This is a genomic window from Tropicimonas marinistellae (assembly GCF_001509585.1).
GTDB classification, from domain to species: domain Bacteria; phylum Pseudomonadota; class Alphaproteobacteria; order Rhodobacterales; family Rhodobacteraceae; genus Tropicimonas; species Tropicimonas marinistellae.
The window spans coordinates 172,913-194,087 of record NZ_LNCI01000005.1; the positions used below are offsets into that span (position 1 = coordinate 172,913).

General features: G+C 62.8%; 20 protein-coding genes, 1 tRNA gene and 3 pseudogenes. 13 read left to right on the forward strand and 11 right to left on the reverse strand.

Going from position 1 to position 21,175, the window contains the following annotated elements; translation table 11 throughout:
- Positions 1–75: 75 nt before the first annotated feature.
- From proB to ARC39_RS12000, 7 genes are all read right to left on the reverse strand, one after another.
- Positions 76–1,194, reverse strand: a complete 1,119-nt coding sequence (gene proB / locus ARC39_RS11965) for a glutamate 5-kinase (protein ID WP_438273264.1) — start codon at positions 1,192–1,194, stop codon at positions 76–78.
- Positions 1,191–2,240 (reverse strand): GTPase ObgE, encoded by a 1,050-nt coding sequence (obgE, locus tag ARC39_RS11970; RefSeq protein ID WP_068114734.1) that lies wholly within the window; start codon positions 2,238–2,240, stop codon positions 1,191–1,193. The genes proB and obgE overlap by 4 nt, the downstream gene beginning before the upstream one ends.
- Before the next feature lie 231 nt (positions 2,241–2,471).
- Complete coding sequence (locus ARC39_RS11975) at positions 2,472–3,014, reverse strand: GNAT family N-acetyltransferase (RefSeq protein ID WP_068114737.1); 543 nt, start codon at positions 3,012–3,014, stop codon at positions 2,472–2,474.
- 473 nt (positions 3,015–3,487) lie between these two features.
- Positions 3,488–3,757 (reverse strand): 50S ribosomal protein L27, encoded by a 270-nt coding sequence (rpmA, locus tag ARC39_RS11985; RefSeq protein ID WP_068114741.1) that lies wholly within the window; start codon positions 3,755–3,757, stop codon positions 3,488–3,490.
- A 19-nt stretch (positions 3,758–3,776) separates the two neighbouring features.
- The gene (locus ARC39_RS11990; RefSeq protein WP_068114743.1) at positions 3,777–4,451 is read right to left on the reverse strand and encodes a 50S ribosomal protein L21; all 675 of its coding nucleotides are present in this window, start codon (positions 4,449–4,451) and stop codon (positions 3,777–3,779) included.
- A gap of 162 nt (positions 4,452–4,613) precedes the next feature.
- Positions 4,614–6,668 carry an acyltransferase family protein gene (locus tag ARC39_RS11995; RefSeq protein WP_068114745.1) on the reverse strand — a complete coding sequence of 685 codons (2,055 nt, stop codon included), beginning with the start codon at positions 6,666–6,668 and terminating at the stop codon, positions 4,614–4,616.
- Positions 6,669–6,835: 167 nt separating this feature from the next.
- Complete coding sequence (locus ARC39_RS12000; protein ID WP_068114746.1) at positions 6,836–7,696, reverse strand: DUF2059 domain-containing protein; 861 nt, start codon at positions 7,694–7,696, stop codon at positions 6,836–6,838.
- Positions 7,697–7,850: 154 nt separating this feature from the next.
- On the opposite strand from ARC39_RS12000, the gene ARC39_RS12005 reads away from it, so the two are divergent.
- From ARC39_RS12005 to ARC39_RS12050, 10 genes are all read left to right on the forward strand, one after another.
- Positions 7,851–7,940, forward strand: a tRNA-Ser gene (locus tag ARC39_RS12005).
- A gap of 679 nt (positions 7,941–8,619) precedes the next feature.
- Entirely contained in the window at positions 8,620–10,029 is a 1,410-nt protein-coding gene (gene atpD, locus ARC39_RS12010; RefSeq protein ID WP_149866403.1) for a F0F1 ATP synthase subunit beta, read from the forward strand.
- Positions 10,026–10,493: a F0F1 ATP synthase subunit epsilon gene (locus ARC39_RS12015; protein WP_068114750.1), complete on the forward strand. Its 468-nt coding sequence runs from the start codon at positions 10,026–10,028 to the stop codon at positions 10,491–10,493. The genes atpD and ARC39_RS12015 overlap by 4 nt, the downstream gene beginning before the upstream one ends.
- The gene (locus ARC39_RS12020; protein ID WP_068114752.1) at positions 10,490–10,774 is read left to right on the forward strand and encodes an AtpZ/AtpI family protein; all 285 of its coding nucleotides are present in this window, start codon (positions 10,490–10,492) and stop codon (positions 10,772–10,774) included. Before ARC39_RS12015 ends, ARC39_RS12020 begins: the two co-directional genes overlap by 4 nt.
- Positions 10,771–11,043, forward strand: coding sequence for an N-ATPase subunit AtpR (locus tag ARC39_RS12025; RefSeq protein WP_201455749.1), 273 nt, complete (start codon positions 10,771–10,773; stop codon positions 11,041–11,043). The genes ARC39_RS12020 and ARC39_RS12025 overlap by 4 nt, the downstream gene beginning before the upstream one ends.
- Positions 11,040–11,741: a F0F1 ATP synthase subunit A gene (locus ARC39_RS12030; protein ID WP_201455750.1), complete on the forward strand. Its 702-nt coding sequence runs from the start codon at positions 11,040–11,042 to the stop codon at positions 11,739–11,741. The genes ARC39_RS12025 and ARC39_RS12030 overlap by 4 nt, the downstream gene beginning before the upstream one ends.
- Entirely contained in the window at positions 11,738–11,986 is a 249-nt protein-coding gene (locus ARC39_RS12035; RefSeq protein ID WP_068114755.1) for a F0F1 ATP synthase subunit C, read from the forward strand. The genes ARC39_RS12030 and ARC39_RS12035 overlap by 4 nt, the downstream gene beginning before the upstream one ends.
- A 13-nt stretch (positions 11,987–11,999) precedes the next feature.
- Positions 12,000–12,734, forward strand: a complete 735-nt coding sequence (locus ARC39_RS12040) for a F0F1 ATP synthase subunit B family protein (protein WP_068114756.1) — start codon at positions 12,000–12,002, stop codon at positions 12,732–12,734.
- Entirely contained in the window at positions 12,727–14,244 is a 1,518-nt protein-coding gene (locus ARC39_RS12045; protein WP_068114758.1) for a F0F1 ATP synthase subunit alpha, read from the forward strand. The genes ARC39_RS12040 and ARC39_RS12045 overlap by 8 nt, the downstream gene beginning before the upstream one ends.
- Positions 14,241–15,089, forward strand: a complete 849-nt coding sequence (locus tag ARC39_RS12050; protein WP_068114760.1) for a F0F1 ATP synthase subunit gamma — start codon at positions 14,241–14,243, stop codon at positions 15,087–15,089. Before ARC39_RS12045 ends, ARC39_RS12050 begins: the two co-directional genes overlap by 4 nt.
- Before the next feature lie 832 nt (positions 15,090–15,921).
- On the opposite strand, the gene ARC39_RS12055 is transcribed toward ARC39_RS12050, so the two are convergent.
- On the reverse strand, positions 15,922–16,344 hold the full coding sequence (locus ARC39_RS12055) for a hypothetical protein (protein WP_068114762.1): 423 nt from the start codon (positions 16,342–16,344) through the stop codon (positions 15,922–15,924).
- An 864-nt stretch (positions 16,345–17,208) separates the two neighbouring features.
- Between ARC39_RS12055 and ARC39_RS25300 the strand changes: the two are divergent.
- Positions 17,209–17,444, forward strand: a pseudogene (locus tag ARC39_RS25300) (transposase); the annotation flags it as partial.
- Positions 17,445–17,510: 66 nt separating this feature from the next.
- On the opposite strand, the gene ARC39_RS26400 reads toward ARC39_RS25300, so the two are convergent.
- Together ARC39_RS26400 and ARC39_RS26495 are read right to left on the reverse strand one after the other, a co-directional pair.
- Positions 17,511–17,642, reverse strand: a complete 132-nt coding sequence (locus ARC39_RS26400) for a hypothetical protein (protein ID WP_268874337.1) — start codon at positions 17,640–17,642, stop codon at positions 17,511–17,513.
- 24 nt (positions 17,643–17,666) lie between these two features.
- A pseudogene (locus ARC39_RS26495) lies at positions 17,667–17,834 on the reverse strand (transposase); the annotation flags it as partial.
- A 656-nt stretch (positions 17,835–18,490) separates the two neighbouring features.
- Here ARC39_RS26495 and ARC39_RS12060 point away from each other — a divergent pair.
- Positions 18,491–19,837 (forward strand): FG-GAP-like repeat-containing protein, encoded by a 1,347-nt coding sequence (locus tag ARC39_RS12060; protein WP_268874338.1) that lies wholly within the window; start codon positions 18,491–18,493, stop codon positions 19,835–19,837.
- Positions 19,838–20,202: 365 nt separating this feature from the next.
- On the opposite strand, the gene ARC39_RS12065 is transcribed toward ARC39_RS12060, so the two are convergent.
- On the reverse strand, positions 20,203–20,433 hold the full coding sequence (locus ARC39_RS12065; protein WP_268874341.1) for a thermonuclease family protein: 231 nt from the start codon (positions 20,431–20,433) through the stop codon (positions 20,203–20,205).
- A gap of 80 nt (positions 20,434–20,513) precedes the next feature.
- Between ARC39_RS12065 and ARC39_RS26190 the strand changes: the two are divergent.
- A pseudogene (locus ARC39_RS26190) lies at positions 20,514–21,113 on the forward strand (aldo/keto reductase); the annotation flags it as partial.
- Between the last annotated feature and the right edge of the window lie 62 nt (positions 21,114–21,175).

Below are 21,175 nucleotides of genomic sequence, written 5' to 3' on the forward strand. Positions count from 1 at the left end.
TTGTCGCTTCGCTCAACTGGCCAGCCGGGCTTTGCGAATAGGCTGCCATGCGGCCGTCACCACCGGTGCGTGAACTCAGATCGCCATGTCGTCGCGGTGGATCAGTGCCGCGCGTCCAGGGTATCCGAGAATCTCCTGGATGTCTCCGGAGCGGTGTCCGGCGATGGCGCGCGCCTCGGCCGACGTGTAGCGGCATAGCCCCTGCCCCAAGCGCCCCTCCGGACCGATAATGGCGACAGGTTCCCCCCGCCCGAACCGTCCTGACACGCCGGTCACACCCGCCGGAAGAAGTGACTTGCCGCCTTCCAACGCCCGGACAGCACCCCCGTCCACCGTGATCTCTCCACGGGGTTTCATGCTGGCGATCCAGCGCTTGCGTGCGACTTGCGGGTCGCCCTCGGTCAGAAACCACGTGCAGTTCGCACCGTTTTGCAGTGCCAGCAACGGACGTTCAACCGACCCCTCGGTTATTGCGAGCGCACATCCGGCCTTCGTGGCTGTCTTCGCCGCCATGAGCTTGGTTTTCATGCCTCCGCGAGACAGACCGGAGGCGGCGTCGCCCGCTTGTGCCTCGATCTCGGGCGTGATGTGCTCGACAATGTCGTAGCGCCGCGCGGCCGGCACTTCGGCCGGGTTGGCGTCGTAGAGACCGTCCACATCAGACAACAACACCAGTTGGTCCGCGCCGACCGTAACGGCAATCTGCGCGGCCAGCCGGTCGTTGTCTCCAAATCGTATCTCGTCGGTCGCTATCGTGTCGTTCTCGTTGACTATCGGAACAACTCCAAGGCCAAGCAAGGTTTCCAGCGTGGCGCGAACATTCAGATAGCGACGACGATCTTCGGAGTCTTCCAGGGTCACAAGGATCTGTGCGGCGGAAATGCCGTGCGGCGCGAGCGCGGATTGATAGGCGCGTGCAAGTTCGATCTGCCCCACCGCGGCCGCTGCCTGGGACTGCTCCAGTGGCAAATTACCTTCCGTCAGGCCGAGCGTGGACCGGCCGAGCGCGATGGATCCAGAAGACACGAGGATGACACCGGCGCCGCGCGCCTGTGCTTCGGCCACATCCTGAGCGAGACCGGTGAGCCAGGATTCCCGGAGTTTTCCGGTCTTCCTGTCGACAAGCAGCGCCGAGCCGATCTTGACAACAAGAAGCCGGGCATCGGTGAGCGCCGGGCACTCTCGACGCGTCAGGGTCGCCACGGCCCACCCTCCTCCGCCTCTGGATGTTCTTCGACACGTTCGTCCCGGCGCGCTGCATCAATTTCCGAGCGCAACGCCCGCAACACCGGCGTGAGCCCCTCGCCGCTTACCCCGGACATGGCATAGACGCGACCGCCACTCGCCTCTTCGAGCGCTGCCAATCGTTCCGCGCGCTCTTCCGCGTCCAATGCGTCGATCTTGTTCAGTGCCGTGATACGTGGCTTCTCCGCAAGGTGCCCGCCGTAGGCCTCCAACTCACCGATGATCGTGCCGTAGTCGGCTACTACGTCTGCGGCCGTACCATCCACGAGATGCAGCAATACCGCACAACGCTCAACGTGACCGAGGAAGCGGTCGCCGATCCCGCGCCCTTCGCTCGCGCCTTCAATCAGCCCGGGAATGTCCGCGGCAACGAATTCGGTATTGTCTATGCCAACAACGCCCAGATTGGGGTGCAACGTGGTGAACGGATAGTCGGCGATCTTGGGCCGCGCGTTCGATGTGGCCGCGAGGAAAGTGGACTTCCCGGCATTCGGCATCCCTAGCAGGCCGGCATCGGCGATGAGTTTCAGCCGTAGCCAGATCGTGCGCTCGACACCCGGTTGGCCGGGGTTCGCGCGGCGCGGCGCCTGGTTCGTCGACGTCTTGAAATGCAGGTTACCGAAGCCGCCGTTGCCGCCCCGGGCCAAAACCACCCGGTCACCCACACGCGCAAGATCTGCGATGACCGTCTCTTCGTCCTCGCCCAGAATCTCGGTTCCGGCGGGGACGCGCAGGACAATGTCTTTGCCATCGGCGCCCGTACGCTGTTTTCCCATTCCGGGGGTGCCGTTCTTAGCGAAGAAATGCTGCTGGTAGCGGAAGTCGATAAGCGTATTGAGCCCTTCGACAGCCTCTGCCACCACGTCGCCGCCCTTGCCGCCGTCGCCGCCGTCCGGCCCGCCGTACTCGATGTACTTCTCGCGCCGGAACGAAACCGCCCCGCCGCCGCCGCCGCCGGAGCGGATGTAGACTTTTGCGAGATCGAGAAACTTCATCTGCGTGCCTCAAAGCGGGATAAACCAGCCGATAGAGCGAAACCGTTTCAGTCTCAAGCTGGATTGGGCGCGAATGCCCCATACGTTCAGGAGTGCCGCTTCACGTTGAGCCACGGCGAGGAGCCGATCTGCCGGTTGAGGTCAGCGGATCACGCCGAGCGATGCTGTCTTGGCCGACACCGAATGAAAACGAGGCCTCTCCCCGTTTTCTTTCAATAGATCAAATGCTTGTCACAGCTTCTTGAGGTAGGTCCACGTGGGCACATTGCTCCCTCGTGCAAGCGAGAACACTTCGGCATCGCCAAGGTACTCGAACCCCGCGTGTGTCAGGATACGCGCCGAATAGGGGTTGTCCTGAAAGACCTCGGCAAAGATCGTCTCACATTCCTGCGGATTGGCTGCCAGCAATGCGCCGACCGCTTCAGACGCAAGGCCCGTGTGCCACATCAGCGGCGCAACCCAATAGCCAATCTCCGATTTTCCGGGCGCGTCTTCCATCCGAGACAGGCTGACCACACCGACCAACTCGCCCAGGCCGGATGCCGTGCCGTCCAGAGCCCAGACGTCGGCCTTGCGGTCTTTCGCATGGCTGCGATTGATGAACGCCTCAACGGCCCCCGGTGGCATCGGGTGCGGGATGGAACGTGTGTACCGCGCAATCCGTTCATCGCCCGCGTAGAGCTCCAGCAGGCCCTTGTCTGATTTTTGCAGCGGGCGCAACGTGATGCGCGCCGAAGGTATGACGGATTGTCCGATGATCTGGTTCAGTTCCATGTCGTTTCCCTCCTCCCGGGAAGCGTTACTCTCTCACAACCGATCTGCCACACCGCGGCCCCTCCTCCAGGAGCGTGGTGACGTGGCTTTGATCGCACGAAGTATGCCGAAGAAATGGCCATCAATGCGGCAACTTGCAAGGCAAGTAGCCCTTGGGGTGCCTGCGCCAAGGTTACGCCGAGCTTCAACGGCAGCATGAAGAGCCGATACGCCATACCCGGCACGCCCGTTGCAATCGCTTCCGGTTGAAAACGGACCTGACCGAGCCGGAACGCCGCCCAACTGATCCCGGCGACGGTCGCCCAGAAGGCAGCGCCGGCCAAAGGTCGAACAATCCGACGCTCGCCCGTTCCGCCACCATCTCGCATTTTCCGGATAGCGAAATTCATTCTTCGCCCTTCCTCAGAGAATCATCAGGGGGACCGGCTGTTTCGCCGATCCCCCCTAAGAATGTCTAAACACTCGGTTTCGGCTTACTCTGCGGCCTCCGCGACCGGGAGAACCGAAATGAATGTGCGGCCCTTGAGGCCCTTGTGGAATTTCACGGCGCCTTCGACGGTGGCGAAGATCGTGTGATCCTTGCCCTGGCCGACACCTTCGCCCGGCCACCATTTGTTGCCGCGCTGACGGACAATGATGTTTCCAGGGATCACGGCTTCGCCGCCGTATTTCTTCACACCAAGGCGGCGACCAATGGAGTCGCGACCGTTACGGGATGAACCGCCTGCTTTCTTATGTGCCATATCGCTTGCTCCTTCTGTCTCAGCCTTCGGCCACGATGGCTTTGGCTTGCTCGACCCAGCCCTCGCGCTCGATACGGCCCTTGAACGACAGCTTCTCGTCGAACTCGGCGATATCGGCCTCGGTCCATGAGGCGATCTGCGCGAAGCTGGTCACACCGGCCGCGAGCAGTTTCTTTTCCAGCGCCGGGCCGACACCCGACAGCTTCTTGAGATCGTCAGCGCCAGCGGACGCTTCGGCAGCCGGGGCTTCCTTGGCAGGTGCCTCGGCGGCGGCTTTGGCCTTCGGCGCAGCCTTTGCCTTCTTCGGCGCCGGCGCGGCTTCGGCGGCGGCTGCAACGCCAGCGACGGAGCCCGCACCCACGGCAGCTTTCACGCCCGATGCACCGGCACCGGTTTCGAGGATCTCGGTGATCCGGAGCACGGTGAGCTGCTGGCGATGGCCCTTGGTACGCTTGGAGCTGTGCTTCCGGCGACGCTTGACGAAGTTGATGGTCTTGACGCCCTTGATCTGGTCGAGGACCTCGGCCTGAACGGCCGCATCGTCGACGAGCGGCGCACCCACGGTGGAGCCGACCATCAGGACATCATTGAATTGAACGGTTTCGCCGGCAGTGGCCGCCAGCTTCTCGACGCGCAGCACGTCGCCCGATTGGACGCGGTATTGCTTGCCGCCGGTTTTCAGGACCGCAAACATGGGTCTTTCCTTTGCTCTCGACGCGTCCTTCTTGGTCCCCTCGCGGGCGTTTGCGCCGGTTTTCCGGCACCTCGGACAGCGCGCCCCTTGCGGGACGTGTTTCTTGGTTCCGGGCGATAATCCGCACCGGAGTGCGCGATATGGTCGAGAACGTCCTTGCTGTCAAGGCTTTGTTCGGCCGAGGGCGCGCTCCCCTGCCCCGCCGGAAAGCGCAGCTTGGGATCGTGTGTCACGCTCGGACCAGATACGTGCCAGAGCATCGCGCAGCAGGGTCTCCGATGCCGTGCGGGTGATATGGTCATCGTCTATGTAGAGAGGCACGCCTGCGGTGTCCCGGATCGAACAGGTATCGCTGGCGCAAAAGGCCGGCGTCAGGGGAATGTAGCGCACACCATCCTGCGCGGCGGCGTGTGTCTGGAGAATTGCCTCGGTGCGGGCGCTCCGCTGCTGAACGTCCTTCCGCGTAATCCCGGGTGGATCGGGGAGACCGAGCATCGCCCGGCGCGCGAGTTCGTTCGGGACATGCCAGCCAACTTCCGGAACCGAACCAACCAGCACGACTTCGCGACCGGTAGCACGGATCGCGGCAATCGTGCGCTCCAGACCCGCGTTAAGGATCGCTGCGTTGTCGCCTCCGGCAGGATGTGCCTCGGCGGCACCGACCCACTCAAGCCGCACGCGCCCGTTCCACTCACCCCGAAATCCCCTGCCCTCCACCCAAAGGGGCCAGCGCGCGGCAAGGATAACCAGCGGCAGGTCGCTGCGTTCTGCCAGAAGCGTGTGGATGGAGGCGTTCAAACGGGCGCAGGCGGGCAGACCCGGCAGTTCGCGAACGTCCCAGACCGGTGGGCAGGCTGTCTTGCCGGCGACCAGGCCGCGTTTTCCGGCGGCCTTCGCGGTGGCGTCCAAACCTGCCAGCATGACAACGGCATGGCTGTCGCCCCAGATCAGGAAATCCATCGGCGACGCGTCTGCCGCTGGCGCGCCGATCTCACAGAGTCCGTCGGCGGGCAACTTCTGGAAACAGGCAAGACTGCCGGGGCGAAGGTCCAGACGCGCATCTGCCAGCTTCCGGGCACTCTCCGGCATGCGATGCGGTGCGCCGTCCATGGCCCAGAATGTTCCACCGGCGACCACCATGGCGGCGATCCCTGCCAGCGAAAGCGCGAAGACCGGTTTGCGTCCAAACCCTTCCGGCGGTTTGCGCCGGAGGGGCCGTTCCACGTAGCGATAGGACAACCACGCGCAGAGGACGGAGGCGGCCACGGCGACCAATCCGACCTCGACGCTGAGAACCGCGCGTGCCGTAAGCACCCGCAGATAGACCATGATTGGCCAGTGCCACAGGTAGAGGGAGTAGGAAACAAGACCGACCCAGACAATCGGACGAAGGCTCAGAAGCCGGCTCACGGTGCTCCCGCCGGTCAATCCCCCGACATAGATAAGCCCGGCCGCACCGAGAACGGGCACAAGCGCGGCGAGCCCGGGAAACGGCGTGGTCGTATCGTAGGCGAAGACAGGCACGAGAATTGCCAGCAATCCCGCTCCGCCCAATGCCTCGCGCAGTGATCGAGATGCCACCACCGGTAGGCTTGCGAGCGCGAGCAACGCGCCGATCCCCAGCTCCCAGGCGCGGTAAAAGATCAGGAAAAACACTGCTGAGGGGCGCGAAGGCAAAAGGGCGACTGCAAAAGCCAGGGAGAGGAATGACAGCAGAACGACCACCTTGATTGCGGTGCGTCGGCCGCTGCGGCCGATCAAGAGCGCCAGTAGCGGTGGGAAGAACAGGTAGAACTGCTCCTCGACCGCCAGCGACCACGTGTGCAGAAGCGGAGCGAACTCCCCACCGTCGAAGTAGTTCAGCGTTTGCTGGAAGAAGACGTTTGACAGAAACAACGCGGCGGCCAGCGCCGAGCGCCCGAGGTCACGCAGCTCGCCCGGCAGCAGCAGAATCCACCCCATCGCCAGTGTCCCCGCGACAACTGCCGTCAGGGCCGGCAATATCCGCCGCGCCCGTCGCTCGTAGAAGCCTGTCAGGGAAAACGTCCCACGTGCGATCTCGTCCGCAACGATGCGTGTGATCAGAAACCCCGAGATGACAAAGAAGACGTCGACGCCAATGTAGCCGCCCGATGGCCCGGGTATGGCGGCGTGGTAAAAGACAACCGGCAACACCGCCACCGCACGCAATCCATCGATGTCGGGTCGATATCTCATGACCGGCGTTCAGGGGCCTCTCGAAGTGCGCCGGCAGATGGTTGGCGGCGAAGTCCCTTTATTCATTGGCAGCAGCAGATGCATGCCGCCACCGTCCGGTACGGTTCTGGTGAGCGATGCGCCTTTCTTGCCACAACGCTAAGCTGGCTAATGTGAACTCAACGAGACTACAAATCCTCGCCCGCCATGAACCGCGCGGCGGCCATGCCGAGGTCATAGGACAGCGCTTGGAACATATCGTCGAATGCGTGGAAAAGGTGGTTGTTGAGTTCCTGCCCGGCGTCCGTTTGCGAGAGAGATATATAGGCCCTCAAATCCTCATCAGACAGCGGTTGATAGGCCATTGCCAGGTAGGAAAACAACCATGTGTCCGTCTGTTCCCTGATTTCGGCTTCCTGTGACCAGATCTCGCGCAGCATATCCTCCTCGCCCATGAAATCCCCGAAGGCGCCGGCCCCGTTCAACCCGGTGTAGAAGGCGAAATTCGCGTTCAGCGCTCCGACGACGTTGCGCTCAATAAGATCGTTGGCCGCTGCGAATTCCTCCAACGTCTCAAGCCGAGCCGCGCCGGTCGCACGCATCTGGGCCAGAATGTCGGCGCTCGCTGCTTCCACGTCCGGGTCCAGCATCGCGCGGCGCGCACCAAGCTCCAACGCCACGATCTGCGTACCTGTCTCCGAGGTGAAGAAGTCGAGCAAGGGATCAATGTGCCAGGGATCCAGGTCGGCCCCGAGCCCGTCGCGCATCATCAACTCCATGCGCCCGGTCTCGTAGATATCTTCCACCATGCGGATCCAACCGTCGCCGCCGCGCCCCGGAAAGAGGTCCTCTTCCAACTCGTCGGCGTAACCGATGCCCTCTTCGCGGATGATTTCGAGCATTGCCGGCATCTGGAGTGCATCCATCAGCGGGCCAATACGCTCCCGCTCGGACGGGTCGGCCCGCAGCGTGGGCTGAACCGGCTGTGCGGAAAGAATCGTCGCGAACAAGCACGCGATCGTCGTGGCAATGAGCGGATGAAGTGACATGTTCGGTTCCCTTTCCAACTCAGGCTTAGCCCGGTTCGACGGCATTGCAACCCCTCGCCGGTCGCTGCGGTTGCCGCGGAGCATCCGGGCCAGAAAACCACTTGCGCCCCCTGCCCGCAGCCATTACACCGCGCGCACCCCGACCAGGGAGCGCGGAGAGGTGCCGGAGTGGTCGAACGGGGCGGTCTCGAAAACCGTTGTGGGTGCAAGCCCACCCAGGGTTCGAATCCCTGTCTCTCCGCCATAGAAACTTATATGTTTCTGTTTTTACACAATAATTTCACGCGACAGATTTCTCACCCCACAACTCGCGCCGGTGTGTATCTGGATTGTGTCGAGACAGTCTACGATCGACGTCGCTTGAGCACTGGCACCGACGGACGGTAACTCGCCGAGCTCTCCGTCTCTGGCAGGCGTGGCTTGTCAAAAGGTCTCTTGTAGGTGATTTGTCGTCTCCAACGTTTTCAAACGGAAGCAACGAGTAGTGTTTAGAGCGCTTGATTGAAGGGCCAAGGGCTTACCATTTCACAACGCCTGCTCCGTAGGCGGCAGGGATATTTCATGTGAGATGGGTCGTTGAGCGACGACCGGCAAACGGAAAGCGAAAGCATCGACAATCGTCTAGGTGGATTACAAGCGCCAACTGCGTCAAGCTGACGCCCGTTCGACCTGCAGCGCTCAAAATGCAGCGCAACGGGACCGACGTGATGGGCCAATACCCCGAACGTTATTAGTTGGCCCGCTGTGGCATGGCGCAGAAACTGCGGACATAAAATAATCCTGACCACCGGCCAACCGAAATGTCGTCGAACATGAGGTGCCGAGAGCAGTTTGACTTGGATCGTGTGAAGCCCAATCCCAATCGAGTATTATTTTGTCTCAGGCCGGTGATGGGAGTTCGATTGATCGTACCCGAAGCAGCCATGGATGGAAGGGTTGTCGCGATCCGCGGGGCAGTCGTGGATATCGCATTCACCCAGGGTTCGCTTCCGGCTATCAATGACGCCCTGATCATCGAAAACTCCGGCGAAAAGCCGACACTGGTCGAGGTGCAGGCGCATCTCGACGACGAAGTTTTGCGGGCGATCGCACTGCAAGCGACGATCGGGCTACGGCGGGGCGCGTCCGTCCGCAGAATGGGGGGAGCCGTCTTGGTCCCGGTGGGCGATGCGGTGTTGGGGCGGCTGCTGGACGTGACGGGCGCACCCGGAGACCGTCTTGGACCGCTGCCAGGCAACGTCCCCCGTCGTCCGATCCACCGCGCACCGCCGCCGTTCCGGGCGCAGGGGGCGGCATCGGAACTGTTCAGAACCGGCATCAAGGTGATCGACCTGCTCGCGCCGCATGCACGGGGCGGCAAGGCGGCGATGTTCGGCGGCGCGGGCGTTGGCAAGACAGTGCTGGTGATGGAGTTGATCCACGCAATGGTGGCGGGGTACCGGGGGATCTCGGTCTTTGCCGGGGTCGGCGAACGCTCGCGCGAAGGGCACGAGATGCTTCGCGACATGACCGAGGCCGGCGTTCTCGATCGCACCGTGCTTGTCTACGGACAGATGAACGAGCCCCCGGGCGCGCGCTGGCGAGTCCCCATGACGGCACTCGCGGTTGCAGAGTATTTCCGCGACGAGCAGAAGAAGAACGTACTTCTTCTCATGGACAACGTTTTCCGCTTTGTTCAGGCGGGCAGCGAGGTCTCGGGCTTACTTGGTCGCCTGCCCTCCCGCGTGGGTTATCAACCGACGCTTGCCACCGAGGTGGCGGAGCTTCAGGAGCGCATCGCTTCGGTGGGCGATGCCTCGGTCACCGCGATCGAGGCGGTTTACGTGCCGGCCGATGATTTCACCGACCCGGCGGTGATGACCATTGCTTCCCACGTGGATTCAATGGTGGTCCTCAGCCGCGCGATGGCCGCCGACGGCATGTACCCGGCCGTCGATCCGATCGCGTCCTCCTCGATCCTGCTCGATCCGCTGGTGGTGGGCGAGACCCATGTGTCGGTCGCCAATGCCGTTCGGAGCGCCATCGAACATTACCGGGAATTGCAGGATGTGATTGCGCTCCTCGGCATGGAGGAACTCGGCCGCGAAGACCGCCGGATCGTTGAACGCGCCCGCCGGCTGATGCGCTTTTTGACCCAGCCATTTGCCGTGACCGAAGCCTTCACAGGTATGTCGGGCCGCTCGGTAGCGCTGGAAGACACGCTCGCCGGGTGCCGCGCGATCCTCGATGGAGAGGCCGACGACTGGAACGAGTCTTCGCTCTACATGGTCGGCACGTTCGAAGAGGCCCGCGAGAAGGAGGAGGCTGCCCGAACCGGGCGGGACGCGGCATGAAGCGGGGGCTGTACCTTACCATCGCCACGCCCATGGATCTCCTGGTCGATGAGCCCGCGGCACTCTCGGTCCGGGCCGAGGACGAGAGCGGCGGCTTCGGCATCCTGCGGGGACATGCCGATTTCCTGACCGTCCTGCCGGCATCGGTCCTGCGATGGCGCGGAGCAGACGAAGCCGAGCATTTCTGCGCATTGCGGGCCGGGCTCATGACCGTCACCGGCGGCGAGCGGGTCGCCGTCGCCTGCCGGGAAGGCATCCTTGGCGACGATCTTGCCCGGCTGGAAGCCGAGGTGGGCCTCCTGCGCGCCGAAGAGGCGGATGCCGATCGCCGGGCGCGGGTCGAGCAGATGCGGCTTCACGCGCAGGCAGTGCGCCAACTCATGCGCTTTCTCAGGCCAGGAACGCCGGGAGGGCTGGACCATACGCCGCGTATGGCCACAGCCGCGAAGGGAGACGGGCCATGACCGAAGACCCTGACCGCACGGACCATCTCGCGGAAGCCGCGCGCCGCTCGGAAGAACGCGACAGGCTGGGGCGCGAAACCCCAGAACCGTCACTCGGTGCCCGTCTCGGCCAGATCGGTATTCTCGGCTGGGCGATCGTGACGCCAATTCTGCTCGGCGTTGTTCTGGGACGCCTCGCCGACAAGCAATTCGCGACCGGCATCACGCTGACCGCCGCGGCGATTTTCGTCGGCGCCGCAATTGGCCTGCATGCCGCATGGAAATGGATGCACCGGCAATGACCCAGGCACTTGTTCATTTCCTTCTCGGCTTTGGCCTCGGCGTTGCCGCGGGTTACGTGCATTTCGCCTCGCTCAAACGGGTGACGCGATTGTTCCTGGTTGGTGCGCATCTGTGGCGCGCCGTGGGCCTCCAACTTGCGCGCCTCGCGGCGTTAGCCGCACTCATGGTGGCGCTCGCCCTTCTCGGCGTCAGCGCGCTCCTCGCCGGGATGATCGGTGTCATCGTGGCGCGCGAGATCGTGCTGCGCCGCGTTCGAAAGGGACCATGATGGACAGCCCGCTTTCCCTCGACACGCTCTTCCACATCGGCCCGGTTCCGATCACCGCGCCGGTCTTGGTGAGTTGGGCGATCATCATCGCGCTCGGCCTCTTTTCCATCCTGTCGACACGGCATCTTTCGCTCCTGCCGGGGAAAACACAGACGGTTTTGGAGCTCTTCGTTTCCACCATCGACGCCCAGGTGCGCGACACCGTGAACCGCGATCCCGCGCCCTACCGGCCACTGATCGGCACGATCTTCCTGTTCGTCCTGATCGCCAATTGCAGCGCCCTTGTTCCCGGGATCGAACCTCCCACGGCGCATCTGGAAACCGACGCTGCCCTCGCCCTCGTCGTCTTCGCCGCCACCATCGCCTATGGCGTGTCGGGACGCGGGCTCAAAGGGTACCTCGCCACTTTCGCCGAGCCTTCCTGGGTGATGATCCCGCTCAACCTGGTCGAGCAGATCACCCGCACCTTTTCGCTCGTCGTGCGCCTCTTCGGTAATGTGATGAGCGGCGTCTTCGTCGTGGGCATCGTGCTCTCGCTGGCCGGGCTTTTCGTGCCGATCCCGCTGATGGCGCTCGATCTGCTCACCGGCGCGGTGCAGGCCTATATCTTCGCGGTGCTCGCCACCGTCTTCATCGGCGCTGCCGCCGGAGAAGCGCCAGGCGAAACACCGCCGTCCCAGGAGGAGAAATCCCCATGACCGAAAACCTTATCCCGATCGTCTCGATTCTCGCCGCCGCGCTCGCCGTGAGCTTCGGCGCCATCGGTCCCGCGCTTGCGGAGGGCCGCGCGGTGGCGGCCGCTATGGATGCCATTGCTCGCCAGCCCGAGGCGGCCGGCACGCTCAGCCGTACACTCTTCGTGGGCCTCGCGATGATCGAGACCATGGCCATCTATACCCTGGTGATCGCGTTACTCGTGCTCTTCGCCAACCCGTTCGTGTAAGGGACACATGCCCATGACCATCGATTGGTGGACACTGGGACTGCAAACCATCAATGTCCTGATCCTCATCTGGATCCTCGCTCGGTTCCTGTTCAGACCGGTAACAAAGATCATTGCCGACAGGCAGGCGGCGGCCCATGCGGCATTGGACGAGGCACAGCAGGTGCGCGATGCGGCAAGAGCAGCGCGCGATGAAGCAAACGCCGAGGCTGCCGAGATCTCGAGAACCCGGGCGGCGCTTCTGGAAAAGGCGCAGGACGAGGCGACGCAGGCTCGTGAGAAGTTGCTCGCCACGGTCCGAATCGAAGCCGAAAGGGCCCGTGCCGACACCCGTGCCGAACTGGAACAAATGCGCGGAACCGCGAAAACGGCGCTGGCCGAAGACGCCGCCGCGCTCGCAGCCGACATCGCCGCAAGGCTGATGGGGCGCCTTCCGGACACGGCCCGGGTCGACGGATTTGTCGACGGGCTGGCCAAAGCGGTCGCAGATCTGCCGGAGGCGACCCGAACGGGCATCGGCACCGGCGACCCGGTGCGCCTGCGCGCCGCCCGCGCCCTCACCGATGACGAGCAGTTGCGACTGGAGGCGCTGCTGATCGATGCTCTCGGCCATCCCATCAATCTCGAAATCGAGACTGACGCCGCCTTGATCGCCGGCCTCGAACTTGACGCGCCACATGCCATCATCCGCAACCACTTCCGCGCCGACCTCGACCGGATCATCGCAGAGGTCACCAGCCATGCCTGACCATCCGCTCGCTCCCGATTGGCTCGACAGGAGCCGCGCGCGCCTCGCTGCAACTGCACTTGCGCCCGAAGCGGAAGCGGTCGGCCGTGTCGTGCGCGTGGCCGACGGCATCGCCAGGGTGACCGGGCTTCCGGATGTCGCGCTCGGCGCACTGCTGCGCTTCGAAGGCGGACAACACGGTTTCGCCCAGGCCCTTGACCGCGATGCGTTCGACGTCGTGCTGCTCGATGATGCGAATGCCGTGGTGGCGGGCGACCGGCTGAGCGATACCGGTGCGGTGCTGCGCGTGCCGGTCGGTGAGGCACTGCTCGGCCGTGTCGTCGATCCGCTGGGCCGGCCCCTCGACGGCGGCCCTGCGATCGATTCCGCCGAGACGCGCCCGGTCGAACGCCCTGCGCCGTCGATCATCGAACGGGACCTGGTTTCGGCCCCGGTCGAGACCGGCGTGCTGGTGATCGACAGCCTGTTCGCGGTTGGGCGTGGTCAACGCGAACTCCTCGTCGGCGACCGCGCCACCGGCAAAACCGCCCTCGCGGTCGATACGATCATCAACCAGAAAAACTCCGACATCATCTCGGTCTATGTCGCAATCGGTCAGCGGGCGACCGCCGTCGAACGCGTGATCGCGGCAGTGCGGGAGCACGGCGATCCCGGCCGCTGCATCGTCGTCGTCGGTAGTGCGGCCGATGCGCCGGGCTTGCAGTGGATCGCGCCCTTCGCCGGCATGACGATGGCGGAGTATTTTCGGGACCGGGGCGGCCACGCGCTGATTGTACTGGACGATCTCTCCAAACATGCCGCGACCCACCGTGAACTGGCGCTGTTGACACGCGAACCGCCTGGGCGCGAAGCCTATCCGGGGGATATCTTCTACCTTCACGCGCGTCTGCTCGAACGGGCCGCGAAGCTGTCGTCCGAGTGTGGCGGCGGTTCGCTCACCGCGCTGCCCATCGCCGAAACCGATGCCGGCAACCTTTCTGCCTATATCCCCACCAACCTGATCTCGATCACCGATGGGCAGATCGTATTCGACACCCACCTATTCGCGGCTGGCCAGCGCCCTGCAGTCAATGTCGGCCTGTCGGTTAGCCGGGTTGGCGGCAAGGCCCAGGCACAAGCAATGCAGGCCGTGTCGGGCCGGGTCCGGCTCGACTACGCGCAGTTTCTCGAGCTCGAAATGTTCACGCGGTTCGGTGGCATCTCCAACGCGCGGGTGTCCGCCCAGATCGTGCGCGGCGAACGCGTCCGGGCATTGCTGAACCAGCCGCGCTACTGCGGGCTGAGGCTCGTCGACCAGGTTGCCCTGCTTGCCGCGCTCGCCGAGGGCGCTTTGGACGCAGAGATCCCCGGCAGGCTTCCGGCCCTGCGCACACGCCTGGCCACCTGGCTTGATGCCCATGCGCCCGACGCGGTCGCCGAGGTGCAGGCCGACGGGATGCTCAGGGACGAGGCCCGCGTGGCGCTGGTGAGCGCCGTTGCGGCGCTGGTCGCCGATGGGGGCATGTCATGAGCGGACGCCTTGCCGATATCGAAACCCGGATCGGCACGGTCCGGAAACTCGCCGCGGTCGTCGCGGCGATGCGTGGGATCGCCGCCTCGCGCGCACGGGAGGCGCGCGGCCATGTCGCTGGAATCCGCACCTTCGCCGACACGATCGGCGAGGCAATCTCGCAGTCGCTCGCACTTCTGCCCGACCAAGGTCGCGACGGTGATCGCGGCAACACGGGGCGTCGGGCAGTCGTGCTTCTGGCGGCCGAACAGGGCTTCGCTGGCGCGTTCAACGAGACCGTCTTCGACGCCGCGGCGCCGCTGCTCGGCGATCCGCATGAACTGATCCTCGCCGGCGATCGCGGATTGATTGTGGCCGAGGAACGCGGTCTCGATGTCGACTGGTCGGCACCGATGATCGCCCATGCAGGTCAGGCCACGAGCCTCGCCGTCCGGATCACGGAGGCGATATACGAACGCCTCGCAGCAGGGAATGTCACCTGCGTAACTGTCGTCCACGCCGCGCCCGACGGCCCGACAACTGGCGACGTGGTGGTCCGGCCGCTCGTTCCATTCGACTTTTCCCGCTTCCCTGCGCCCCTCCACGGAGCCGCGCCGCTAATCACCCTGCCCGCCGAAGACCTGCTTACCCGTCTGGCCGAGGAATATGTTTTTGCCGAGATCACCGAGGCAATCATGTTGTCCTTCGTCGCCGAGAACGAGGCGCGCACGCGAGCGATGATCGCGGCTCATGACAACGTAAGCAAATCGCTCGACCAACTCGTCGCTCAATCGCGCCTGTTGCGGCAGGAAGAGATCACGGACGAGATTACCGAACTTGCGACGTCAAGCCTGCCGATCCGTTGAACGGGCTGCGAAATACGAGGCCGGATAACGAAACACGAAGCCGGTTTCACCCGCGAAACCGACAAAAAAAACGTCGCTCGTCACGAACGACCGCTCTAGCGACGAACCATCAAAAACGTAGCCACTGCAGCGACCCTCCAACTCCTGCTGATGCAGTCGTGAATAGCCTATGGATTGGAGTAAAGCCTCTTTATTCCATATCGGTATTGGGGCCAGGAGGGTTTGGTTTATTGGCCGCGCTCATTCGGACCCGTTTGAACGTGTCACCAATCTGGTACTGGATGCCCACTGCCTGCACACGGGCCGGGTAGATTGCCTGCGCGATGCGCAGCACCTACAACCCGACCCGAGCAGCGGACCTGAGGTCATAGCCCCACGCCGTGCAGGTAGATCGTAAGGAACTCTTTCCCGCCATCCTCCATGTTCTCCATCTTGGATCTGAGTTATGCAGTCTGGGCCATCTTGAAGATGAAGGCCCAGAGAAACGTGGCGAACAATTAGCCGCGCTTGCACACCGCCATACGCACGTCAATGTATGGGGCGGGTGTTGTGGCACTGACGCCCGGCCTCTTCCGGACGCGAAACCATCATCCGAGCATTTCAATCAGTTGACCCTCATGTCGGCCAAACTTGCCGATCTCGGCCAGACTTGGCCGAGGCGGGTGGTTCGCTCGGTTTCCTGCGCAATGCGGCCGTTGGACCGACTTCACGTCACGCCCGTTGTTGTTTTGCTGCTCAGGTAGCGGTGTTCTGCGCCACACCAAAGCTGATCGCGCACGCAAGGTCTGTTCTCTTCGGGGTCAAACCTGCATACGGTAAAATCACCTACCGTCTAGTCCTCACGCAACCGGCGCCGGATTTCTCTGCGGAATGCGGCCGCCCGCTTCTGCTGCGCATTAAGCAGAACACCCATGAAGTAAGCCGTCAGTGCCGCTCCCATGAGGGCGACACCTCCTTCGAACACGATCTCTGAGATAAAGCTCTCAACACCTTGTCCCACCAGGTTTTCGAACGGCAGCCAAGACAAGAGCCTTGAGGCAGCGACCGCGAGTATCCCAAGCACCATGCCCACCCAAAGGAAAAACCTATGGACCCTTGTATTCGCGGTTACTTCGTCGATCTCCTCTGGATGCTCTCGAAAGTAGGCCATTGCCTGGTCGGACACCTCGACTCTCTCAGACGCAAGCATTTGTAGAAACAGGCTCTCGCGGTCCACCTCTCGATCAAGGCCGATTTTTCCGTCGCGTTTCGGCATCCTTGTCTCCAGAAGCCAGTTCACCAAATCTGTAGGCATACCGTACGAGGTGATCCCGGATGGATGCCAGTGAATGTTGGAGGGGCGTCCGCCATCGACCAAGACCATCGGTTCCAAGGGGCGCGGCCACCTCACGGGAGAGCCAAGCAAACGCTTTCTGGTTGGAATGAACGCGTTCGTCTTCGTGTTGCGGCGTTCGCGCTCCGCTCGCGGTGGGTGCCACAAACAGGGCAGTCATTCTCAGGCAATTACCAGAGACGCGACGGTAGCCGTTCCAGGTCTGGCCGAAGAAACGGCGCGTTTGAGATGTCTACCTCGTGCAGCTTGTGCTCCGTATTCGTTGAGGAATTTCCGGGTCCGGCGAACGGACTGTCCGGTTGCGTGGATCGGAGATATCGCGTTGAACGCCGTACTACCGAGCATGACCGCTTTATCGGCCAAGTTGCCGCGATGGGCGGATCAGAACCGATCCGCTGGTCATGTCGGCTCACTGCGTAAAGCAGTTGTTTGGCCGCTTGCGACCAAAGTCAGGTCTGCAGACCCCCCGGAAACTGAAGGGCTTTCCGCTTGCACGGCCCACCCGATGCCGATTGATGAACCCGACGTCTAGGACGCCTCCCGGGACCAGAAAGTCCGGACACTTTATGGAAGCCAGAGGCGCTACCGGCAGAGAACGGGATATTGGAATTGCTCGTCGTGTAGTCCAGTCGAGCAAGATGCTTGGTGCAGGTTGGAGGGGCCGTTAACGTGGGTTGCTGAGATTGGGCTTCCTCGCGGTTGGCTATCGCGATGAGTGCGTGCTGCTCTGTTGCACAACTCCGGCGAGGGTTTCATATCGTGAATCCAGCGTGGTCGCTGGGATGCATGAGCAGACCGACGCCCACGACCCACAGGACCAGGAACTGTCCGGGCGACAATGAGGCGCTCAAGCGCCGGGGCTCGCTGACGATTTGGTTCGACCCCGAGATGAGTTGGGATGCCGTGCCGACAGGCAGGCGCGGCCGCCAGCAGACTTACAGCGATGCCGCGATCCAAACGTGCCTTTCGGCGAAGGTGCTGTTTGGCATGGCGTTGCGACAGCGACCGGCTTCGTGGAGAGCCGGTCGTGCACCGGTTCGATCCCGGCAGTCCTTTTCCTCGTTGTCTCATAATCAGCGCCGAAGTTTTCAGGTGGCGGCGCGGTAGGGCTCACCACTTCGAAACACGGCCCAGATCGTCCGTGCGATCTTGTAGGAGACCGCAACCGTAGCTCGGTTGTAGCCTCGCCGCCCCCGAAGGTCGTTAACCCAGGCGTTCATCTGGTCGTTCTTGCTTGGCGCAGTCCGGACGACCGCTCTCGCTCCGTGGGCGAGCAACGTGCGGGGATGCGGGCTTCGTAGTTTCGAGATGCGCATAATGGTCCTCTTGTCGCCGTTAGAGTGCGGTCTGGGGAAAAGACCGAGCCAGGTGGCCCAATGTCTCCCGCTATGGAACTCCGTTCCGTCGCCGCTTGTGGCAACGGTCCGCTTTGAGCTCGCTGATCGTTAGTTGACTGCTACCGCAGTACAAAGGTCTTGAGATTTGACCTTTCTAACGCGGGTACAGAAAATGGCCGTTCGTTACCTACCCACCGAAGTCGGGTCGGAAATGGAAGGTTATGCGGACAACGCGTTTACGCGCTTTGGCCGGTCAAACATTCACTGCGGGCAAGACTCGCACCAATAGCTCGATCCAACCGCCAACCACACGAGACACGCCCAGTCCGACCCATTCCCCACGACCGGCATGGCCGACGGCATCGCGGAGCTTCGCTGCAACTGAAGTGTTTGCGACCCTGTTCACCCTGTGCGAGTGTATCGCAGATCTCAAGGGTATCGGACTTCCGTTGACCGGCCAGAAACGAGAAAGCGTCGTTCTTCGACGAGGTGCACAGATGGCCACGCCAGAACGCTCTTCTGGAAGGAACGCCCGGGTCAAAATGCATGGCCACACCTTCTCCAAATTGCTTAGAGGCATCGTCATCGCGGTAAGCGTACTGCTCGTAGAATCCGGGGTCGCACCCTTGATGGCGAAGGCTCCACACGGCGCGGACAATGCGCCAGAAACACGCGCAGGCCTGTATCCCACGAATCCGATGGTTTTTGAACTCGACGTTCCGATTGATCCAATGGGACTAGGGGCACTCTTCGCTCACGACCTTACCGGGGACGGCCAGATGGATTTCGTTGTCACATCCCCGGGCCATGTCGCGGCCTACTCCAGCGCGGGCGCGCAGCTCTGGCACGTCCGCGATGAAATCGCCCTCAACCGTGCGGACCGCGGATCCGGGTATCCGGGGCTCCACGCGCCCGGCGCGATCGCCGGCGATATGGATGGCGACGGTCGGGAAGAAGTGGCTTACTTGCTGTCAGACGGCATGTTGATTGTCCGGGATGCGCGGAACGGCAAGACTGAGCGGAGCTTCCACTTCCCTGGCGCCCTTGCCCTTGCCATCGCAGACTTTCGCGGAAAAGGCGAGCGCGACGCCGTGCTTCAATACAGCCAGCGCGAGCTTCGCGCGATAGATCTCGAGAATGGTCAAACACTCTGGCATGTCACGGATTGGTGGGGTGTCGAGCACAGCGTGGTCCGGACGATAGACCTCGATGGCGATGGCCATGACGAAGTCGTCGGGCCCATCCTTCTCGACCGAAACGGAACGCTTTTACAAACTGCCGCGCACGAAGGTACGCGGATGGACGCCTTCGACAGCCTCGCCGTCGGGGATATTCTGCCCGAGCCCGGGCTCGAGATCGCGCTCGCCGAGCAACATGGCAACGAAGAGACGATCGTTCTGAGTCCGTCGGGCGCGGGCTGGACTGCCCACCACGAACCGGGCGGCGTCTGGGCGATCGGCGAGTGCCGCTACAACCAAGATCCCGACAAGCTCGCTGTGGGCGACTTCGACACCGACCATCCGGGGCAAGAAGTCTTTGCACGGTCGTCTTGCGGCAACCACCCGTGGTTGATGAGTCGTGAGGGGGAGGTCATTGGGACCTGGTCGGTCGGCCGAAGTGCACCGCCTGGTTGGTGCCATGTCGGCGATTGCCGGGCCGAGTCAAAGGCCGGCGTTATCGAGCGGATTGTAGACTGGATTCGGGTCGATTTCCGCGGTGGTCGCAGTGCTCAGAGAGGAGAATACGGCATCGACATTGCGAGGCCGGTTCACTGGGACGGGACTGGCCGACAACTCCTCTTCGTGACTGAGCGTCATGTAGATGGCCAAATCGCGCTCGTCGATGCCCGGAACGGACTCTTCCTTCGCGTTTGGCCTGCCGAGGCGGCACGGACCTACGCCGCCGACGTAGCGGGAGATTTCCGCGAAGAGCTCATCGTACTGGAGGCACGTCGTGACGGGTCGGTTCTGAAGATCTTCTGGAACGACGCGGAGGCGACAGGACAACCGCGCGCGTCGCTATGGGACGATCAGCATTACCGCCGGACCCGGCAGAACTGGAACTACTACTCACCTTAACTGGGCGCTGAACAGCAACGGAACTCGTGTGGGAAGCATGGCTCGCAAGGCTTGCTAGCACCGGTGGGTGAACTCAATCGGTTGATTAGCGAATGGGCTTCTTGGATTCAATCTCCGCTCGGAAAAAACGATCCCTGCCCCGCCGGCCCCTTGGACAGCCGAAATCGTCTCTGACACTCCCCCCACATCACGCTACTTGGCGAGCGGCACGCCCGTATGAGAATTCGATGGGTACACGCTGGAGCTGAATGTGTGTCAGCAGATCAATTGTTGCGGCGCCAAGTCCATGGCATCTCGAACGTGGCACTCCAGATGCCAAGGTTTTCCCTCTTGGCTTGCTGTTGCTCGCCAACGTAGTCGCAGCTTTAGTCCGTGTAGGTCAACGCCCAGCCGTTGCGAACGAGCTGGGCGTTGGTGTGTTGGTTACCTTTCCCGCAAACGGCGACGAGCCGGCCATTGCGATCGACGTTCCGTAATTCGCAGTCGATCGATGGTCGAGCGACGTTGTCCGCCAGAGCGAACGCAGAATCCTTACCGCGTTTCCACGCGCTGCCGTCGTAGAGCATGAAATTCTGCCTGCTCTCGATTGCATCGATCTCTACGAGATGCCTGTCTGAGACGCGCTAACACCGATCGAGTAATCTCAACGCTTACTCGATAACGGGTCAGCGCGGGCAAGGTCGGCCACTACGGGTTTTGCAACTTTCTGGGGTGGCAACTCACCAAGGCCGTCTATGTCGCGAAGGCCGCCGGGTTCCGCGCGGCGGTCACCCTGCCGGCCCAATACAATCTGCTGGTCCGCGACATCGAATTCGAGATCGTGCCGGCAGCACTCGATGCCGGCATCGGCCTTCTGCCGTGGTCGCCTCTGGGTGGCGGCTGGCTCAGCGCCAAGTATCGGCGCGACGAGATGCCGAACGGCGCCAGCCGGTTGGGCGTACAGCCCTAGCGGGGCATGGAGGCCTGCACCCCGCGCAACGCCCAGGAAAGGACCTGGGCCGTCATCGAAGCCGTCAGGCAGGTCCCCGAGAGGCACAACCGCTCGTTGGCACAGGTGGCGCTGGCATGGCTGGCAGAAAGGCCGGTGGTCACGTCCGTCCTCGTCGGAGCACGCAACCAGACACAACTTGCGGACAATCTCGGGGTCGCCGATCTGCGACTGTCTACGGAGGATCTGGAATTCTTGAACGCCGTCAGCGCCCCGCAGCACAACGTCTATCCTTACGGTGACCAGGTAGACCAGCAACGACACCGGAAGATCTCCGGCGGCCGATAGTCTCCGCGCGGCGGCGCCCCCAATCTGACCTGACGCCAGATTTCCGGGCGTCTCGTCCATCT

What these genes read in the sequence shown, in the direction of transcription:
- ARC39_RS26400 (WP_268874337.1), bottom strand. Translation starts at nt 17,642, where the DNA reads ATGAACGCCTGGGTTAACGACCTTCGGGGGCGGCGAGGCTACAACCGA.
- ARC39_RS12020 (WP_068114752.1), top strand. Translation starts at nt 10,490, where the DNA reads ATGACCGAAGACCCTGACCGCACGGACCATCTCGCGGAAGCCGCGCGC.
- ARC39_RS12040 (WP_068114756.1), top strand. Translation starts at nt 12,000, where the DNA reads ATGACCATCGATTGGTGGACACTGGGACTGCAAACCATCAATGTCCTG.
- ARC39_RS12025 (WP_201455749.1), top strand. Translation starts at nt 10,771, where the DNA reads ATGACCCAGGCACTTGTTCATTTCCTTCTCGGCTTTGGCCTCGGCGTT.
- ARC39_RS12030 (WP_201455750.1), top strand. Translation starts at nt 11,040, where the DNA reads ATGATGGACAGCCCGCTTTCCCTCGACACGCTCTTCCACATCGGCCCG.
- ARC39_RS12000 (WP_068114746.1), bottom strand. Translation starts at nt 7,696, where the DNA reads ATGTCACTTCATCCGCTCATTGCCACGACGATCGCGTGCTTGTTCGCG.
- ARC39_RS12035 (WP_068114755.1), top strand. Translation starts at nt 11,738, where the DNA reads ATGACCGAAAACCTTATCCCGATCGTCTCGATTCTCGCCGCCGCGCTC.
- ARC39_RS12015 (WP_068114750.1), top strand. Translation starts at nt 10,026, where the DNA reads ATGAAGCGGGGGCTGTACCTTACCATCGCCACGCCCATGGATCTCCTG.
- obgE (WP_068114734.1), bottom strand. Translation starts at nt 2,240, where the DNA reads ATGAAGTTTCTCGATCTCGCAAAAGTCTACATCCGCTCCGGCGGCGGC.
- ARC39_RS12055 (WP_068114762.1), bottom strand. Translation starts at nt 16,344, where the DNA reads ATGCCGAAACGCGACGGAAAAATCGGCCTTGATCGAGAGGTGGACCGC.
- ARC39_RS12060 (WP_268874338.1), top strand. Translation starts at nt 18,491, where the DNA reads ATGGGACTAGGGGCACTCTTCGCTCACGACCTTACCGGGGACGGCCAG.
- atpD (WP_149866403.1), top strand. Translation starts at nt 8,620, where the DNA reads ATGGATGGAAGGGTTGTCGCGATCCGCGGGGCAGTCGTGGATATCGCA.
- ARC39_RS11990 (WP_068114743.1), bottom strand. Translation starts at nt 4,451, where the DNA reads ATGTTTGCGGTCCTGAAAACCGGCGGCAAGCAATACCGCGTCCAATCG.
- ARC39_RS11975 (WP_068114737.1), bottom strand. Translation starts at nt 3,014, where the DNA reads ATGGAACTGAACCAGATCATCGGACAATCCGTCATACCTTCGGCGCGC.
- ARC39_RS11995 (WP_068114745.1), bottom strand. Translation starts at nt 6,668, where the DNA reads ATGAGATATCGACCCGACATCGATGGATTGCGTGCGGTGGCGGTGTTG.
- ARC39_RS12045 (WP_068114758.1), top strand. Translation starts at nt 12,727, where the DNA reads ATGCCTGACCATCCGCTCGCTCCCGATTGGCTCGACAGGAGCCGCGCG.
- rpmA (WP_068114741.1), bottom strand. Translation starts at nt 3,757, where the DNA reads ATGGCACATAAGAAAGCAGGCGGTTCATCCCGTAACGGTCGCGACTCC.
- ARC39_RS12050 (WP_068114760.1), top strand. Translation starts at nt 14,241, where the DNA reads ATGAGCGGACGCCTTGCCGATATCGAAACCCGGATCGGCACGGTCCGG.